Genomic DNA, 17,385 nt, shown 5'->3' on the forward strand with positions numbered 1-17,385 from the left:
CCGTAGCAACGCGGGGGTCAGATGAGAACCGTCGGGAACCGTCCGGGCCGGACCCCCGCGCGCAGGCCTAAGGGGCGGCGGGGGGAGTCGCCTTCACGGAGGCCGAGGCGGAGGCGGACGGGGCCGGGGCCGGGGACGAGGCCGTCGGCTCCGGGGAGGCGGACGGGCTCGGGGTCCCGCCCGGCGTGGGCGTCGGGACCGGAGTCCCGCCCGGCGCGGGGGTCGGCCTCGGATCCGGGGTGGGCGTCGGAGTGGGCGTCGGCTTCGGGGCCGAGGTGGGCGTGGGGCTCGGTGTCGGCTTCGGGCTCGGCGTCGGGGTGGTGCTCGGCGTGGGCGTGGGCGTGGGTGTGGGCGTGGGGCTCGGCGTCGGGGTGGTGCTCGGCGTGGGCGTGGGCGTGGGTGTGGGCGTGGGGCTCGGCGTCGGGGTGGTGCTCGGGGTGGGCGTGGGGGTGGGCGTGGGTGTGGGGGTGGGGGTGGGGGTGGGGGTCGGCTTCGGGGCCGGCTCCGGCGTGCCGGGGGCGGGCAGCGGGCCCGGGCCGGTGCCGTCCGGGACCTCGTGGGCGCCCCGGAGGTAGTACGCGAACCAGGACCGCACCGTCCGCAGGTACTCCGTGGACTGGTTGTAGGAGAGCACGGCCCGGTCCAGGCCGGCGCCCGTCCTCAGGTCGCGGCCGCCCGCGCACAGGTAGCGCCCGGCCGCCAGGGCCGCGTCGTGGACGTTGTTGGGGTCGCGCCGGCCGTCGCCGTTGCCGTCCTGGCCCCAGGCGGCCCAGGTGGACGGGATGAACTGCATCGGGCCGACGGCCCGGTCGTGGCGGGCGTCGCCGTCGTAGGCCCCGCCGTCGGTGTCGGGGATGTTCGCGAAGCCGTCGCCGTCGAGGACGGGGCCCAGGATCGGCCGCAGGGTGGTCCCGTTCGCGTCGACCCGGCCACCGCCGGCCTGCCCCGACTCGACCTTGCCGATCGCCGCGAGCAGCTGCCAGCGCAGCCCGCACCCGGGGTCGTCCGCCCCCACCCGCTGCTCGGCCCCCCGGTACGCGGCGAGCACGCTGGCCGGTATGCCCTGCGCGCCCTCCCCCGCCGGCTGCACGGCCGTCGGCGCGGGCGCGGGCTCCGGCTGTCCGCCGCCGGCGGTGGCCCCGCCGTCCGGCAGGAGGGCGGCCGGGGGTGCGGGGCTGTCCAGCGGCGGCAGTTCGGTGAAGTAGGCCGAGTCCCCGCCGGAGCCCGGTGCGGCGGGCGGGCGCGCGGCGCCCTCCCCGGCCGCCGCGATCCGCTCGGGACCCGCGACCGCGGGCCCCTGGGAGGCCGTCATCGCGGCGGCCACCAGCGCCGATACCAGCGCCGCGGCCGCACCCCGGCGCAGGCCGCGTCCGAATATTCGTGCCGACATGAGCGGGACCCCTCCACTGGACGTCCGAACGTCCGCGTGACCCTACGTCAACTCCCTGCACACGGCACGCACTCCGGTCCCGACATTCACCACATCCCCACGTGCCTGCGCAGGTCACGCATACTGTCCCGACATCCACACCCCGGGGAGGCCCCGTGCCGTTCACTCTCAGCCATGCGGCTGCCGTACTTCCGGCCATCCGCCGCACGGGGCGGGCACGGGGTCCGCTGGTCGCCTCGGCGCTGGTGCTGGGGTCGTTCGCGCCGGACTCCTTCTTCTTCGCGGACGCGGTCGTCGGCGGCGTCATGGGCTACGGCGAGTTCACGCACTCGCTGACGGGCGTGGTCACCGCGGACGCCGCCCTCACCGCCCTGCTCGCCGCGTGCTGGCTGCTGCTGCGCGAGCCGCTGGTCGCACTGCTGCCGCAGTCCTGGCGGGGCCGCGTCCACACCCTCGTCCGCGGCGCGTCCTGGCGCGGCCTGCGGCCCTCCGCGCTCGCGCTCCGCTTCTACCTCTCGGCGGTCGCCGGCTCGCTCACCCACGTGGTGTGGGACAGCTTCACCCACGGGGACCGCTGGGGGACGAACGCGCTGCCGTGGCTGGGCCGGCCCCTCGCCCTCGGCCTGCCGGCGTACACCTTCCTGCAGTACGGCACCTCCGCGGCCGCCGCCTGCGCCCTGCTCTGGTTCACGGCCAGCGCCCTGCGCCGGCTGCCGGCGCGGCCCGTGCCCCCGTCGGTGCCGGCGCTCGGCCGGGCGGAGCGGTGGGGGGCGCTGCTCCTGACCGGCGGGTGCGTGGCGGCCGGGACCACGCTCCGGCTGCTGCGTTTCTTCACCTTCCACGACCGGATCCGCAGCCCCCTCGACATCATCCCGACCCTCTGCTTCGGAGCCGGCGGCGGCCTCGCGGTCGGCCTGCTGCTGTACGGGGCCCTGGTGCGGCTGCGCCACCGCCGCGACCGGGACCGCCCCCGCCCGGACCGGGAGACGCGGACGCCCGTCCCCGCCGCGTAGACGGGGACGGGCGTACGGGCGGGGTCAGTGCGCGGCGGACTCCCAGTCGCCGCCGACGCCCACGGACACGTCCAGCGGGGCCCGCAGCTCCACGGCCGCGCCCATCTCGCGGCGCACCAGCTCCTCGACGCGCTCCCGCTCGCCGGGGGCGATCTCCAGAACGATTTCGTCATGGACCTGGAGCAGCATCCGCGAGGCCAGGCCGGCCTCGGCCAGGGCCTTGTCCACGCGGAGCATCGCGACCTTGACGATGTCGGCGGCGGTGCCCTGGATCGGGGCGTTCAGCGCCATCCGCTCGGCGGCCTCGCGGCGCTGGCGGTTGTCGCTGTTGAGGTCCGGCAGGTAGCGGCGGCGTCCGAACACCGTCGCCGTGTAGCCGGTGGCCCGGGCCTCCTCCACCACGCGCTGGAGGTAGTCGCGGACCCCGCCGAACCGCTCGAAGAAGGTATCCATCAGGCCGCGCGCCTCGGCGGGCTCGATGTTCAGCTGCTGGGCGAGACCGAAGGCGGAGAGCCCGTACGCCAGGCCGTAGGACATGGCCTTGATCTTGCGGCGCATCTCGGCGTCGACCTGGGAGCGCTCCACCCCGAACACCTGGGAGGCGACCGTGGTGTGCAGGTCCTCGCCGGAGTTGAAGGCCTCGATCAGGCCCTCGTCCTCGGAGAGGTGGGCCATGACCCGCAGCTCGATCTGGCTGTAGTCGGCCGTCATCAGCGACTCGTAGCCCTCGCCGACGACGAAGCCCCGGCGGATGGCCCGGCCCTCGTCCGTGCGCACCGGCACGTTCTGCAGGTTGGGGTCCGTGGACGACAGGCGGCCCGTGGCGGCGGTGGTCTGGCTGAAGCTGGTGTGCACCCGGCCGTCGGCGCCGATCGACTTGACCAGGCCCTCCACGGTCACGCGCAGCTTGGCCTGCTCCCGGTGGCGCAGCATGATCACCGGGAGCTCGTGGTCGGTCTGCGTGGCCAGCCAGGCCAGCGCGTCGGCGTCCGTCGTGTACCCGGTCTTGGTCTTCTTCGTCTTCGGCAGGTCCAGCTCGCCGAAGAACACCTCCTGGAGCTGCTTGGGCGAGCCGAGGTTGAACTCGTGCCCGACGGCCGCGTGCGCCTCCTTCACCGCCTGCTGCACGGCGCCGGCGAACTGCTGCTCCATGCCCTCCAGGTGGTCCCGGTCGGCGGCGATGCCGGCCCGCTCCAGGCGTGCCAGCAGCTCGGAGGTGGGCAGCTCCATGTCGTGCAGCAGGTCCACGGCGCCAACCTCGGGCAGCTTGGCGGTGAACGCGTCGCCCAGGTCCAGGACCGCGCGGGCCTGGGCCATCAGCGCGTCCGCCTCGGCGGTCTCGTCCGCGCCGAAGGCCAGCTGCCCGTCGGCGGCCGGCGGCTGGAGCTCGCGGCCCAGGTACTCCACCGACAGCACGTCCAGCGCGAAGGAGCGCCGGCCCGGCTTGACCAGGTAGGCGGCCAGCGCGGTGTCCATGACGACGCCCGCCAGGGTCCAGCCGTGCTCCGGGAAGACCCGCATCAGGCCCTTCGCGTTGTGCACCACCTTCGGCGCGGACGCGTCGGCCGCCCACGCGGCGAAGGCCTTGTCGTCCGCCTCGTCCAGCGCGGACGGGTCGAACCAGGCGGCCGCGCCGCCCGCCGCGGCCAGCGCCACCTCGGCGACGCTGCCCTGGCCCAGCGCCCAGCTGTCCACGGTGGAGACGCCGAGGGGGCCGCCCGCGTGCGCCGCGAGCCAGGGCGCGAGCTCGCCCGCGCCCAGCACCGAACCGTCCAGCTCCACACCGGCCGCCGGAGCCGGCGCCTCCTCCCCGGCGGCGCCCGGGTCCACGGCCAGCAGCCGCTCGCGCAGCGAGGCGTTGCGGATCTCCAGCACGTCCAGCACGCCCGTGACCGCGGAACGGTCGTAAGGGGCGCGGCCCAGGTCGGCGGGGGTCCTCGGCAGCTCCACGTCCTTGACCATCTCGGTCAGGACCCGGTTGAGCTTCACGGCCTCCAGGTGGTCGCGGAAGTTCTGGCCGGCCTTGCCCTTGACCTCGTCGGCCCGCTCCACCAGCTCCGCGAACGAACCGAACTGGTTGATCCACTTCGCGGCCGTCTTCTCGCCGACGCCCGGGATGCCCGGCAGGTTGTCGGACGGGTCGCCGCGCAGCGCCGCGAAGTCCGGGTACTGGCGCGGGGTGAGCCCGTACTTCTCCACGACCTTCTCCGGCGTGAACCGGGTCAGCTCCGAGACGCCCTTCGTCGGGTACAGCACGGTCGTGTGCTCGGAGACCAGCTGGAAGGAGTCCCGGTCGCCGGTGACGATCAGCACCTCGAAGCCGAGGGCCTCCGCCTGCGTCGCCAGCGTCGCGATCACGTCGTCGGCCTCGAAGCCCTCGACCGCGAACCGCGGCACCTTCATCGCGTCCAGGAGCTCGCCGATCAGCTCGACCTGCCCCTTGAACTCGTCGGGGGTCTTGGAGCGGTTCGCCTTGTACTCCGGGAACTCCGTCGAGCGCCAGGTCTTGCGGGACACGTCGAACGCCACCGCGAAGTGCGTGGGCGCCTCGTCGCGCAGCGTGTTCGCCAGCATCGACGCGAAGCCGTAGATGGCATTGGTCGGCTGGCCCGTCGCCGTCGTGAAGTTCTCCGCGGGCAGCGCGAAGAACGCCCGGTACGCCAGGGAGTGCCCGTCCATGAGCATCAGGCGGGGGCGGTCCGCTGCGGTCGTCTGCTCGGTCTTCTTCGATGCTGTCTCTGCCACGCCCCCGATCCTAGGCGCCCGCAGTGACAAAACCGTCAGCGGCGATGTCGGCGGAGCGTGACAGGATCGGGGGAGACGCGAATGACTGCTCGAAGGGGAGCGACATGGCCACCAAGCCGCCCGCAGGTGATCCGGTACAGGACGCTCCGCACGTCGGGCCCCCTCGCCACGCCGCGGCCGGCCTGCCCGCCATCGGCCACACCCTCAAGATCGCCAACGACCAGATGGGCGTGCTCCGCACCGCGCAGACCCTCCTGAAGGTCAACCAGAAGAACGGCTTCGACTGCCCCGGCTGCGCCTGGCCCGAGGGCGACAAGCGGCACACCGCCGAGTTCTGCGAGAACGGCGCCAAGGCCGTCGCCGAAGAGGCCACCCTGCGCCGCGTCACCCCCGCCTTCTTCGCCGAGCACCCCGTGGCCCAGCTCGCCGAGCGCTCCGGCTACTGGCTGGGCCAGCAGGGCCGCATCACGCACCCGATGTACCTGCCCGAGGGCGGCGACCACTACGAACCGGTCGGCTGGGATCGGGCCTTCGAGATCATCGCCGAGGAGCTGAAGGCCCTCTCCTCCCCCGACGAGGCCGTCTTCTACACCTCCGGCCGCACGAGCAACGAGGCCGCGTTCCTCTTCCAGCTCTTCGCCCGCGAGTTCGGCACCAACAACCTGCCGGACTGCTCCAACATGTGCCACGAGTCCTCGGGCTCGGCGCTCGTCGAGACCATCGGCATCGGCAAGGGCAGCGTCTCCCTCGAGGACCTCCACCAGGCCGACCTGATCATCGTCGCCGGCCAGAACCCGGGCACCAACCACCCCCGCATGCTCTCCGCCCTGGAGAAGGCCAAGACCGCCGGCGCGAAGATCATCTCGGTGAACCCGCTGCCCGAGGCCGGCACCGAGCGGTTCAAGAACCCCCAGACCCCCCTCGGCATGCTCAGGGGCACCCCCCTCACCGACCTGTTCCTCCAGATCCGCATCGGCGGCGACCAGGCCCTCTTCCGCCTCCTCAACAAGCTCGTCCTCGAGACCGACGGCGCCGTCGACCAGGACTTCGTCCGCGAGCACACCCACGGCTACGACGCGTTCGCCGCGGCCGCCGCGGAAGCCGACTGGGACGAGACCCTCAAGGCCACCGGCCTGACCCGCCCCGAGATCGAACGCGCCCTGGCCATGGTCCTCGCCTCACGGCGCACCATCGTCTGCTGGGCCATGGGCCTCACCCAGCACAAGCACGCCGTCGCCACCATCCGCGAGGTCGTCAACCTCCTCCTGCTCCGCGGCGCCATCGGCCGCCCCGGCGCCGGCGTCTGCCCCGTCCGCGGCCACTCCAACGTCCAGGGCGACCGCACCATGGGCATCTTCGAACGCCCCGCACCCGCCTTCCTCGACGCCCTCGACCGCGAGTTCCGCATCACCTCGCCGCGCGCCCACGGCTACGACGTCGTCCGCGCCATCGAGGCCCTGCGCGACGGGCGGGCCAAGGTCTTCTTCGCCATGGGCGGCAACTTCGTCGGCGCCACCCCCGACACCGACGTCACCGAGGCCGCGGTGCGGCGCGCCTCCCTGACCGTCCACGTCTCGACCAAGCTCAACCGCTCCCACGCCGTCACCGGCCGCCGCGCGCTGATCCTGCCCACCCTCGGCCGCACCGACAAGGACGTCCAGGCGAGCGGCAAGCAGTTCGTCACCGTCGAGGACTCCATGGGCATGGTCCACGCCTCCCGCGGCAACCTCGCCCCCGCCTCCCCGCACCTGCTCTCCGAGCCCGCCATCGTCGCCCGCATGGCCCGCGCCGTCCTCGGCGCCGCCTCCAGGACCCCCTGGGAGGACTTCGAGCGCGACTACGCCGCCATCCGCGACCGCATCGCCCGCGTCATCCCCGGCTTCGAGGACTTCAACGCCCGCGTCGCCCGCCCCGGCGGCTTCCAGCTCCCCCACGCCCCCCGCGACGAACGCCGCTTCCCCACGAAGACCGGCAAGGCGAACTTCACCGCCGCCCCCGTCGAGTACCCCGAGGTCCCCGCCGGGCGCCTGCTCCTGCAGACCCTGCGCAGCCACGACCAGTACAACACCACCATCTACGGGCTCGACGACCGCTACCGCGGCATCACCGGCGGACGCCGCGTCGTCATGGTCCACCCCGACGACGCCGCCGAGCTCGGCCTCGCCGACGGCTCCTACACCGACCTCGTCAGCGAGTGGAAGGACGGCGTCGAGCGCCGCGCCCCGGGCTTCCGCGTCGTCCACTACCCCACCGCGCGCGGCTGCGCCGCCGCCTACTACCCGGAGACCAACGTCCTGGTCCCCCTCGACTCCACCGCCGACACCAGCAACACCCCCGCCAGCAAGTCCGTCGTCGTGCGCTTCGAACCGGCCTGATAGAACCACCCCAGGACCAGATGGTTAACGATCGTTGACGAACGGAGCAGGCCCATGGCCGACGAGCAGCAGCACGCCGTGAAGTTCCCCCAGGAAGTCCTCGACGAGTACACGGCGCTGGGCATAGACCTGCCCGCCCTGTTCTCGGCGGGCGCCCTCGGCGAACGCATGGAGATCCGGATCCTGGAGGCCTCCGCCGACCGCGTCGTGGCCACGATGCCCGTCAAGGGCAACACCCAGCCCTACGGACTGCTGCACGGCGGCGCCTCCGCCGTCCTGGCCGAGACCCTCGGCTCGGTCGGCGCCATGCTGCACGGCGGCAGCAGGAAGATCGCCGTCGGCGTCGACCTCAACTGCACCCACCACCGGGGCGCCCGCGAGGGGATCGTCACGGGCACCGCCACCCCCGTCCACCGCGGCCGCTCCACCGCCACGTACGAGATCCTCATCACCGACGAGCAGGACCGCCGCGTCTGCACCGCCCGCCTCACCTGCCTCCTGCGCGACACGGAGTCCTGAGCCGGGGCCCCGCGCCCCGCGCGGAGCCCGACCACGCTTCCCGCGCGGGCCGTTGTGCGGCCCCCGGCGCCGGTCTAGCGTTCCCGCATGGGAACCGGACCGGCGCCCCGGCGCATCACGCCCCTCCCCGGCGGCCCGCGGTGAGCGGCGGCGGCATAGGCCCCCTGGAGCCCGGCGAGGGCACCTGGGACCGCGAGGACACCCGTACGCGGCCCCACGGCCCTCCTCCTCCCCGCTGGACCGCCCGCCCGCGCGCCTTCTGCGCCCGCCACCGCCGCGCCCTCCTGACCGTCGCCTCGGTGGCCGTGCTGGCCGCCGCCGCCCTGCGGATCCAGGCCACCCGCCCCGCACCGCCGCCGCCCCCGGCGCCGCCGTCCGCGCCCTCCCAGAGGCTCTCCCTCACGTACGGGGATCCGGTGGAGCCGGCCCCCGACGGGGCCGCGTTCGCGTTCACTGTCCGTGTGCGGACCTCGTCCGGGCCACCGGTCACGGTGGAGCGGATCGATCAGCCGTCACCGGCGCTGAGCGTGACGATCCGGCCATCCCTCCCGGCCGCGGTCGCGGCGGGGGAAGTCCGCGAGCTCCTCGTGCTGATTCGGACGAAAGACTGCGTGCATGTAGCACGGAATTCTGGACTCCCATTCCTGGAAGTAACCCTGAGTAATGGATTCCAGAAAGAGGATCACAGTTACATCCCCGGTGACCGATATGCCAGGGATCTTTCCGTCGCACTGACCAGGGCATGTCCCGAAGACCGAGACAAGCCCCCCGCGACGCCGTCATGACCAAAAACCCCCAGGGTCCTGGCGTGTCAGGACCCAAACGGCCACATGGTCCTGCCGCGTCTCAGCATCCGGACAAGACGAACCGGCCTGAATTCCCCCGTTCCACCCGCACACATCCGCTATGTATTACGCCGTGGCATAACAAGAGAGTCACATCATTGGCCTCAGCCCTCCATATCCTCCGATGAGCCGCCTAGAGTCACGGCCAGTTACCGCGACCGCCGGATTTCCTCAGTTCGGTTCCCCGCGTTCGACTCGACGCGTCCCACGGGGGACGCGGCGCCAGGAAAGGACTGATTGTGCGCTCTCGTCAGCTCATCGCCGTGACCGCCGCCCTCGCCGCGGGCGCTCTCACTCTCACCGCCTGCGGCTCGCGCAACGACAACGGCGGCTCCGCCGGCGGCGACGGCGGTGGCACCACGGTCGTCATCGGCGTCGACGCCCCGCTGACCGGCGACCTCTCCGCCCTCGGCCTCGGCATCAAGAACTCCGCCGACCTCGCCGCCAAGCAGGCCAACGAGAAGAAGTACGTCAAGGGCGTCACCTTCAAGGTCGAAGCCCTCGACGACCAGGCCCAGGCCTCCTCCGGCCAGCAGAACGCCACCAAGCTCACCGCCAACAAGGACGTCCTCGGCGTCGTCGGCCCCCTCAACTCCTCCGTCTCCGAAGCCATGCAGAAGGTCTTCGACGACGCCAAGCTCACCCAGATCTCGCCCGCCAACACCAGCCCGTCCCTGACCCAGGGCCCCAAGTGGGCCGAGGGCCAGAAGACCCGCACCTACAAGAGCTACTTCCGCACCGCCACCACGGACGCCATCCAGGGCCCCTACGCGGCGCAGTACCTCTTCAACAAGGCCGGCAAGAAGAAGGTCTTCATCATCGACGACAAGAAGACCTACGGCGCCGGCCTCGCCGGAACCTTCAAGGGCGAGTTCACCAAGCTCGGCGGCCAGGTCGCCGGCGAGGGCCACATCGACCCGGAGAGCAAGGACTTCTCCGCGATCGTCACCCAGGTCAAGAGCTCCGGCGCCGACGTCGTCTACTACGGCGGCGAGTACCCCGCGGCCGGCCCGCTCAGCAAGCAGATCAAGGCCTCCGGCACCAACATCCCGCTCGTCGGCGGCGACGGCATGAAGGACAAGAAGTACGTCGAGCTCGCCGGCTCCAGCGCCCAGGGCGACCTCTGCACCTCCGTCGGCGCCCCCGTCGAGAGCCTGCCCTCCGCCAAGGAGTTCATCGACAACTACAAGAAGGCCGGCTACAAGGACGACTACTCCGCCTACGGCGGCTACTCGTACGACTCCGCCTGGGCCGTCATCGAGGCCGTCAAGAAGGTCGTCGACTCCAACAACGGCAAGCTCCCCTCCGACGCCCGCGCCAAGGTCCTCGAGGCCGTCCAGGGCGTCAGCTTCGACGGCGTGACCGGCAAGGTCTCCTTCGACGAGTTCGGCGACGCCACCAACAAGCAGCTCACCGTCTACAAGGTCGACGGCGACGACTTCAAGACCGTCGAGTCCGGCACCCTCGCCGGCTGACCCTCCGCCAGTCCCCTGGCACAACCCCCTCACCTGCCGCGCGGGGCGCCGCACCACAGCGCCCCGCGCGGTGTCACATCCGTCGAAAGACTCGGAGGACCTGCGGTGCACGAACTGCCGCAACAGCTGGTCAACGGCCTGCTACTGGGATCCATGTACGGGCTCGTCGCCATCGGCTACACGATGGTCTATGGCATCGTCCAGCTCATCAACTTCGCCCACGGCGAGATCTTCATGACCGGCGGGTTCGGAGCCCTCACGGTCTGGCTGATGCTCCCCGGCGGGACCACCATGTGGATCGCCCTGCCCCTCATGCTCATAGGCGCGGTCATCGTCGCCACCCTGATCGCCGTCGGGGCCGAACGCTTCGCCTACCGGCCCCTGCGCAGCGCCCCCCGCCTCGCGCCACTGATCACCGCCATCGGCCTCTCCATCGTCCTCCAGCAGGTCGTCTGGGCCTGGTTCCCCGACGCGAAGTCCTCCGTCAAGTTCCCCGAACTCCCCGGCGGCCCCTTCCACATCGGCAGCATCACCATCCAGACCGGTGACGTCTTCCTGCTGATCGCCGCCCCCATCTCCATGGCCTTCCTCGGCTTCTTCGTCAAGAAGACCCGCACCGGCCGCGGCATGCAGGCCACCGCCCAGGACCCCGACACCGCCAAGCTCATGGGCATCAACACCGACCGCATCATCACGGTCGCCTTCGCCCTCGGCGCCACCTTCGCCGCCGTCGGCGCCGTCGCCTACGGCCTCAAGTACGGCGAAGTCAACTACCGCATGGGCTTCATCCTCGGCCTCAAGGCCTTCACCGCGGCAGTCCTCGGCGGCATCGGCAACATCTACGGCGCCATGATCGGCGGCATCGTCCTCGGCCTCGCCGAAACCCTCACCACCGCCTACATCGCCGACGTGCCGGGCATGCAGCAGCTCGGCGGCCAGTCCTGGGGCAACACCTGGGCGTTCGTACTCCTCATCCTCGTGCTCCTCTTCCGGCCCCAGGGCCTCATGGGCGAGCGCGTGGCGGACAGGGCGTGAGAACCATGACGACCACCACCACCGACACCACCCCCCAGACGGCGGCCACCGGCCGAGCCGGCATCACCTTCCCCGAGAAGACCGGCCGCGCCCTCGCCACCGCCGGCGGCGCCCTCACCGTCATCTCCTGCTTCCTCGCCTGGACCTGGACCTCCGCCTTCCCCGGCGACCTCACCGTCTACGGCTACCCCGGCGGCCTCCAGTGGCTCGTCCTCGTCGGCGGCGCCCTCACCGCGCTCTTCGGCCTCTCCTCCTACGGCATCAAGGGCCTGCGCTGGATCGCCCCCGCCGGAACCGACGCCGCGATCAAGCTCTGCGCCCTCGGCACCCTCCTCACGGTCGCCTACACCGCCTGGGCCATCAGCAACACCCTCGGCGGCCTCGTCAACCTCGAGCCCGGCGGCTTCGTCGTCATCGCCACCTCGCTCGTCGCCTACCTCGGCGCCCGCTCCCTCCCCTTCGAGCGCCCCGTCACCGAGCTCGCCGACCCCGACGACAGCTGGTGGGAGCAGACCAAGCACAACATCGGCAACAGCTGGGCCGTCACCAAGGCCGCCCACGCCAGCGGCACCCCCGCCCCGGCCCGCGCCCTCCCGGCCTACGCCGAGATCCTCGTCATCGCCGCCGTACTGGCCGTCGCCCTCGGCGTCTTCACCTACGGCGTCACCACCCCCTACCAGGAACTCTTCATCGGCTTCCTGATCACCGCCGGCTTCGGCTTCGCCGCCCTCAACAAGGCCGGCCTGGTGGCCCGCTTCACCGCACTCACCGCCAAGCACCGCAACGTCGCCCTCGTCGGCGCCTTCGTCGCCGCCGCGGCCTTCCCCCTCACCCAGACCGACGACCAGTACGCGACCCTCGGCGTCAACATCCTGATCTTCGCCACTGTCGCCCTCGGCCTCAACATCGTCGTCGGCCTCACCGGCCTCCTCGACCTCGGATACGTCGCCTTCCTCGGCGTCGGCGCCTACACCGCCGCCCTGGTCTCCGGCTCCCCCAACTCCCCCTTCGGAGTCCACCTCCCCTTCTGGGCCGCCATCCTCCTCGGCGCCCTCGCCTCCATGGTCTTCGGCGTCCTCATCGGCGCCCCGACCCTGCGCCTGCGCGGCGACTACCTCGCCATCGTCACCCTGGGCTTCGGAGAGATCTTCCGCATCTCCATGAACAACCTCGACGGCGTCTCCGGCCCCGACCTCACCAACGGCCCCAACGGCGTCGCCGGCGTCCCCAACGTCGACCTCTTCGGGTTCGACTTCGGCGCCACCCACACCATCGGCGGATTCGCAGTCGGCCGCTTCGCCAACTACTTCCTGCTGATGCTCCTGGTCACCCTCATCGTGATCATGGTCTTCCGCCGCAGCGCCGAATCCCGCATCGGCCGCGCCTGGGTCGCCATCCGCGAGGACGAAACCGCCGCCGAAGCCATGGGCATCAACGGCTTCCGCGTCAAGCTCATCGCCTTCGCCCTCGGCGCCACCCTCGCCGGCCTCGCCGGCGCCGTACAGGCCCACGTGAACTACACCGTCACCCCGGACCAGTACGTCTTCGCCAACGCCGTCCCCCCGAACTCCGCCTTCCTCCTCGCGGCAGTCGTCCTCGGCGGCATGGGCACCATCTCCGGCCCCCTCGTCGGCGGCGCCCTCCTCTTCATGATCCCCAACAAGCTCCAGTTCCTGGGCGAGTACCAGCTCCTCGTCTTCGGCATCGCACTCGTCATCCTGATGCGCCTGCGCCCCGAAGGCCTCATCCCCAACCGGCGCAACCAGCTCGAGCTCCACAAGGACCTCGAAGCGCCCGCAGTCCTCAGCAAGGCAGGGGCCTGACCATGACGACGACCACCACGGCGACCGCCGAGACCGTCCTCGACGCCCGAGGCGTCACCATGCGCTTCGGCGGCCTCACCGCCGTCAAGAACGTCGACCTCACCGTCAACAGCGGCGAGATCGTCGGCCTCATCGGCCCCAACGGCGCCGGCAAGACCACCTTCTTCAACTGCCTCACCGGCCTCTACATCCCCACCGAGGGCGAAGTCCGGTACAAGGGCACCGTCCTGCCGCCCAAGTCCTTCAAGGTCACCGCGGCCGGCATCGCCCGCACCTTCCAGAACATCCGTCTCTTCAACAACATGACGGTCCTGGAAAACGTCCTCGTCGGACGCCACACCCGCACCAAGGAAGGCCTCTGGTCCGCCCTCCTGCGCCTCCCCAGCTTCGGCCGGGAGGAGCAGGCCAGCCGCGAACGCGCCATGGAACTCCTCGCGTTCATCGGCCTCGACCACAAGGCCGAGCACCTCGCCCGCAACCTCCCCTACGGCGAGCAGCGCAAGCTGGAGATCGCCCGCGCCCTCGCCAGCGACCCGGGCCTCATCCTCCTGGACGAGCCCACCGCCGGCATGAACCCGCAGGAGACCCGGGCCACCGAAGAACTCATCTTCGCCATCCGGGACAAGGACATCGCCGTCCTCGTCATCGAGCACGACATGCGCTTCATCTTCAACCTCTGCGACCGCGTCGCCTGCCTCGTCCAGGGCGAAAAGCTCATCGAGGGCTCCGCCGGCGAGGTCCAGAGCGACGAACGCGTCGTCGCCGCCTACCTCGGCGAGCCCTTCGAAGGCGCCCCCGAGGACGAGGACGCCGCCGCGGTCGCCGCAGCCGAGGCCGCCGAGGCCCCCGAGGCCACCGAGGCCACCCCGGCGGAGGAAGCCGCCGACGCCCCCGAGGCCGACGCAGCCGCCGACGCCCCCGAGGCCGACGCAGCCGCCGACGCCACCCCGGCCGAGACCGAAGAGGCCACCGACGCCCCCGAGGCCGAAGCGGCCACCGGAACGGACGAGGCCACCGAGGCGGACACCCCGGCCGAGGCCCCCAGCACCACCAGCACCACCCGCACGGACGGAGAAGCCAAGTGACCGCACTCCTGGAGGTCGAGGACCTCCGCGTCGCCTACGGCAAGATCGAAGCCGTCAAGGGCATCTCCTTCTCCGTCGAAGAAGGCCAGATCGTCACCCTCATCGGGACGAACGGCGCCGGCAAGACGACCACCCTGCGCACCCTCTCCGGACTGATCAAGCCCAAGGGCGGCCAGATCAAGTTCCAGGGCAAGTCCCTCAAGAAGGTCCCCGCACACAACATCGTCTCGCTCGGCCTCGCCCACTCCCCCGAGGGCCGACACATCTTCCCCCGCATGACCATCGAGGACAACCTCCTCCTCGGCGCCTTCCTGCGCAACGACAGGGAAGGCATCCAGAAGGACGTCCAGCGCGCCTACGACCTCTTCCCCATCCTGGGAGAGCGCCGCAAGCAGGCCGCCGGCACCCTCTCCGGCGGCGAGCAGCAGATGCTCGCCATGGGCCGGGCGCTCATGTCCCAGCCCAAGCTGCTCATGCTCGACGAGCCCTCGATGGGCCTCTCCCCGCTCATGATGCAGAAGATCATGGCGACCATCGCCGAGCTCAAGGCTGCGGGCACCACCATCCTGCTCGTCGAGCAGAACGCCCAGGCCGCGCTGTCCCTGGCCGACCAGGGCCACGTCATGGAGATCGGCAAGATCGTCCTGACCGGCCCCGGCCGCGAGCTCCTCGTCAACGAGGACGTCCGCAAGGCGTACCTCGGCGAGGACTAGCCGCACCCGCAGAGCCGTGAGGCCCGCCTCCCCTCGGGGGAGACGGGCCTCACGCGTTCCCGCGGGACTACTTGCCCGCGTTCTGCCGCTTCTCCTCGGCGTCCTCGATGACCGCCTCGGCGACCTGCTGCATGGACATCCGGCGGTCCATGGACGTCTTCTGGATCCACCGGAACGCGGCCGGCTCCGTCAGCCCGTACTGGGTCTGCAGAATGCTCTTGGCCCGGTCCACCAGCTTGCGGGTCTCCAGACGCGCGGAGAGATCCGCGACCTCCTTCTCCAGCGCCTTCAGCTCCGCGAACCGCGACACCGCCATCTCGATGGCCGGAACCACGTCGCTCTTGCTGAACGGCTTCACGAGGTACGCCATGGCACCGGCGTCCCGCGCACGCTCGACCAGCTCGCGCTGCGAGAACGCCGTGAGCATGAGCACGGGGGCGATGGACTCCCCGGCGATCTTCTCGGCGGCGGAGATGCCGTCGAGGACCGGCATCTTCACGTCGAGGATGACGAGGTCGGGGCGGTGCTCCCGGGCCAGCTCGATGGCCGTCTGCCCGTCGCCGGCCTCGCCGACCACCGAGTAGCCCTCCTCTTCGAGCATCTCTTTGAGGTCGAGACGGATGAGCGCCTCGTCCTCGGCGATGACGACGCGCGTCGTCAGCGGCGGAACGTGCGACTGGTCGGCGTCGGGCGTGGGCGTCGACTCGTGCTCGGCGGTCACGGAGGCTCCCTGTTGCAAGGTGATTCAGCTCCCCTGAGCCTACCTAGCTCCTGTATGTTTGTGGCACGGAGGGTCTTCGGTATCCTTCGTTTCGAAGGGGCCCCGGTAGCCCAGCGGTAGAGGCCATGGATTCAAAACCCATTCAGCGTCGGTTCGAATCCGACCCGGGGCACTTCTCCTTCAATTCCAAGGTCGCCAAGCTTTTTGGCGATCTTCACTCGTCACGGTGAACGAAACTTCGAATTACGGCTAACCGGACGAATAGCAATGAAGCTCCGAGCATGGAGCACAATCCTTCGATTCGCGAACATGCAGTCCTACTCCTGCGCCGAGGCATGCCCAACCGAGAGGTGGCAGAACACCTCGGCATACCCCGCGGAACCATCGGATGGTGGCGGCATGAGGACCGAAAGCGCCGTGGCGAGTCCTATGTCCAGCCAACCGATTGCCCGAAGTGCACCGGGCGCCCATTCGACCAGCGCGCCTACGCCTATTTGCTCGGCCTCTACCTCGGCGACGGCCACATCATCTCCAAGCCCAAGCAGCACCACCTCTCCGTCTTCTGCGGCGCCTCCCACCCCGGACTGGTCGACGCCGCCGAACAAGCGATGCGACTCGTCATGCCACTGCCCCAGGTCGCTCGACGGGCAAGAGGGGGCTGCGTCGAGGTCAAGTCCTACACACAGCACTGGGTCTGCCTGTTCCCGCAACACGGGCCGGGCAAGAAGCATGAGCGGCAGATCACCCTGGAGGTCTGGCAACAGGAGATCGTGGACGCCCACCCGTGGGAGTTCATCCGCGGCCTGATTCACTCCGACGGATGTCGCACCACCAACTGGACCGTCCGGAACGGGAAGCGGTACGAGTACCCCCGGTACTTCTTCACCAACAAGTCCGACGACATCCGGCGGCTCTGCACCGACACGCTCGCCAAGGTCGGTGTCCAGTGGACGGTCCTCGCCCGAGGGAGTGACCCCTTCAACGTGTCCATCGCCCGGAAGGCGTCCGTCGCCCTCATGGACGCCCACGTCGGGCCGAAGTACTGAAGCCCCTCACCGGTCCAGGGCGTGGACGGTGCAGGGGCGGTCGAGGACCGTGTCCTCGCGCAGGGGGGTGAAGCCGAGGCGGCGGGCGACGGCGGTCGAGGCGGTGTTGCCGTGGTGGATCATGGCGGTGATGCGGTCGAGGCCGAGGGGACCGAAGCCCCACTCCAGGACCGCCCGGGCCGCTTCCGTCGCGTAGCCGTGGCCCCAGTGGGCGCGGGTGAAGGTCCAGCCGATCTCGGTCTCGTCGAACTGTTCCCACCAGTTCAGGCCGCAGCGGCCGATGGTCTCGCCGGTGGCGCGGAGTTCGACGGCGCAGAGGCCGTGGCCGCGTTCGGTCCACTGCTTCTGTATGTCGCGCAGGCGGGCGGCGGCCTGTTCGGGGGTGTAGCTGCCGACGAAGCGGCTGACCTCTTCGTCGGCGTGGAGGTGTACCCACCAGTCGGTGTCGTTCTCGGTGAGCGGGCGGAGGCGGAGGCGTTCGGTGGTGATCATTTTGGCTCGGTCTCGCTTTCCGGGGGTGCGGGAAGGGCGGAGGCCATTTGATCAAGGACGGCGGGGTGTGTGTCGCGGGGCCGGACCTAGCCTTGAGTCTCCAGTGGG

13 protein-coding genes and 1 tRNA gene are annotated in these 17,385 nt (G+C 70.9%); 10 read left to right on the forward strand and 4 right to left on the reverse strand.

The window, feature by feature from the left end; genetic code table 11:
* Positions 1-67: 67 nt before the first annotated feature.
* The gene (locus ACFY15_RS11755; RefSeq protein WP_390685816.1) at positions 68-1,390 is read right to left on the reverse strand and encodes a lytic murein transglycosylase; all 1,323 of its coding nucleotides are present in this window, start codon (positions 1,388-1,390) and stop codon (positions 68-70) included.
* 155 nt (positions 1,391-1,545) lie between these two features.
* Between ACFY15_RS11755 and ACFY15_RS11760 the strand changes: the two genes are divergently transcribed.
* Positions 1,546-2,403, forward strand: a complete 858-nt coding sequence (locus tag ACFY15_RS11760; RefSeq protein ID WP_390685815.1) for a DUF4184 family protein — start codon at positions 1,546-1,548, stop codon at positions 2,401-2,403.
* A 24-nt stretch (positions 2,404-2,427) separates the two neighbouring features.
* On the opposite strand, the gene polA is transcribed toward ACFY15_RS11760, so the two are convergent.
* The gene (gene polA / locus ACFY15_RS11765; RefSeq protein ID WP_390685814.1) at positions 2,428-5,148 is read right to left on the reverse strand and encodes a DNA polymerase I; all 2,721 of its coding nucleotides are present in this window, start codon (positions 5,146-5,148) and stop codon (positions 2,428-2,430) included.
* Between the two features lie 104 nt (positions 5,149-5,252).
* On the opposite strand from polA, the gene ACFY15_RS11770 reads away from it, so the two are divergent.
* From ACFY15_RS11770 to ACFY15_RS11800, 7 genes are all read left to right on the forward strand, one after another.
* Positions 5,253-7,523, forward strand: coding sequence for an FdhF/YdeP family oxidoreductase (locus tag ACFY15_RS11770; protein WP_390685813.1), 2,271 nt, complete (start codon positions 5,253-5,255; stop codon positions 7,521-7,523).
* A gap of 54 nt (positions 7,524-7,577) precedes the next feature.
* Positions 7,578-8,042 (forward strand): PaaI family thioesterase, encoded by a 465-nt coding sequence (locus tag ACFY15_RS11775; RefSeq protein ID WP_390685812.1) that lies wholly within the window; start codon positions 7,578-7,580, stop codon positions 8,040-8,042.
* Between the two features lie 1,084 nt (positions 8,043-9,126).
* Complete coding sequence (locus ACFY15_RS11780; protein ID WP_390685811.1) at positions 9,127-10,362, forward strand: branched-chain amino acid ABC transporter substrate-binding protein; 1,236 nt, start codon at positions 9,127-9,129, stop codon at positions 10,360-10,362.
* A gap of 105 nt (positions 10,363-10,467) precedes the next feature.
* On the forward strand, positions 10,468-11,397 hold the full coding sequence (locus ACFY15_RS11785; RefSeq protein ID WP_042815507.1) for a branched-chain amino acid ABC transporter permease: 930 nt from the start codon (positions 10,468-10,470) through the stop codon (positions 11,395-11,397).
* Positions 11,398-11,402: 5 nt separating this feature from the next.
* Positions 11,403-13,220: a branched-chain amino acid ABC transporter permease gene (locus tag ACFY15_RS11790; protein ID WP_390825404.1), complete on the forward strand. Its 1,818-nt coding sequence runs from the start codon at positions 11,403-11,405 to the stop codon at positions 13,218-13,220.
* Complete coding sequence (locus tag ACFY15_RS11795) at positions 13,217-14,305, forward strand: ABC transporter ATP-binding protein (RefSeq protein ID WP_390825522.1); 1,089 nt, start codon at positions 13,217-13,219, stop codon at positions 14,303-14,305. The genes ACFY15_RS11790 and ACFY15_RS11795 overlap by 4 nt, the downstream gene beginning before the upstream one ends.
* Positions 14,302-15,018 carry an ABC transporter ATP-binding protein gene (locus ACFY15_RS11800; RefSeq protein ID WP_390685808.1) on the forward strand — a complete coding sequence of 239 codons (717 nt, stop codon included), beginning with the start codon at positions 14,302-14,304 and terminating at the stop codon, positions 15,016-15,018. The genes ACFY15_RS11795 and ACFY15_RS11800 overlap by 4 nt, the downstream gene beginning before the upstream one ends.
* 67 nt (positions 15,019-15,085) lie before the next feature.
* On the opposite strand, the gene ACFY15_RS11805 is transcribed toward ACFY15_RS11800, so the two are convergent.
* Positions 15,086-15,739, reverse strand: a complete 654-nt coding sequence (locus tag ACFY15_RS11805) for an ANTAR domain-containing response regulator (protein ID WP_390685807.1) — start codon at positions 15,737-15,739, stop codon at positions 15,086-15,088.
* Between the two features lie 99 nt (positions 15,740-15,838).
* Between ACFY15_RS11805 and ACFY15_RS11810 the strand changes: the two genes are divergently transcribed.
* Together ACFY15_RS11810 and ACFY15_RS11815 are read left to right on the forward strand one after the other, a co-directional pair.
* A tRNA-Leu gene (locus ACFY15_RS11810) sits at positions 15,839-15,911 on the forward strand.
* A 109-nt stretch (positions 15,912-16,020) separates the two neighbouring features.
* The gene (locus ACFY15_RS11815; protein ID WP_390825405.1) at positions 16,021-16,785 is read left to right on the forward strand and encodes a helix-turn-helix domain-containing protein; all 765 of its coding nucleotides are present in this window, start codon (positions 16,021-16,023) and stop codon (positions 16,783-16,785) included.
* A 6-nt stretch (positions 16,786-16,791) separates the two neighbouring features.
* On the opposite strand, the gene ACFY15_RS11820 is transcribed toward ACFY15_RS11815, so the two are convergent.
* On the reverse strand, positions 16,792-17,277 hold the full coding sequence (locus tag ACFY15_RS11820) for a GNAT family N-acetyltransferase (RefSeq protein ID WP_390685805.1): 486 nt from the start codon (positions 17,275-17,277) through the stop codon (positions 16,792-16,794).
* Positions 17,278-17,385 lie beyond the last annotated feature (108 nt).

Source organism: Streptomyces sp. NPDC001373, from assembly GCF_042895815.1.
Taxonomy (GTDB): Bacteria; Actinomycetota; Actinomycetes; order Streptomycetales; family Streptomycetaceae; genus Streptomyces.

Bases quoted from the DNA above. Each gene is read 5' to 3' on its own strand.
- ACFY15_RS11755 (WP_390685816.1), bottom strand. From the start codon at position 1,390: ATGTCGGCACGAATATTCGGACGCGGCCTGCGCCGGGGTGCGGCCGCG.
- ACFY15_RS11770 (WP_390685813.1), top strand. From the start codon at position 5,253: ATGGCCACCAAGCCGCCCGCAGGTGATCCGGTACAGGACGCTCCGCAC.
- ACFY15_RS11775 (WP_390685812.1), top strand. From the start codon at position 7,578: ATGGCCGACGAGCAGCAGCACGCCGTGAAGTTCCCCCAGGAAGTCCTC.
- ACFY15_RS11790 (WP_390825404.1), top strand. From the start codon at position 11,403: ATGACGACCACCACCACCGACACCACCCCCCAGACGGCGGCCACCGGC.
- ACFY15_RS11815 (WP_390825405.1), top strand. From the start codon at position 16,021: ATGGAGCACAATCCTTCGATTCGCGAACATGCAGTCCTACTCCTGCGC.
- ACFY15_RS11820 (WP_390685805.1), bottom strand. From the start codon at position 17,277: ATGATCACCACCGAACGCCTCCGCCTCCGCCCGCTCACCGAGAACGAC.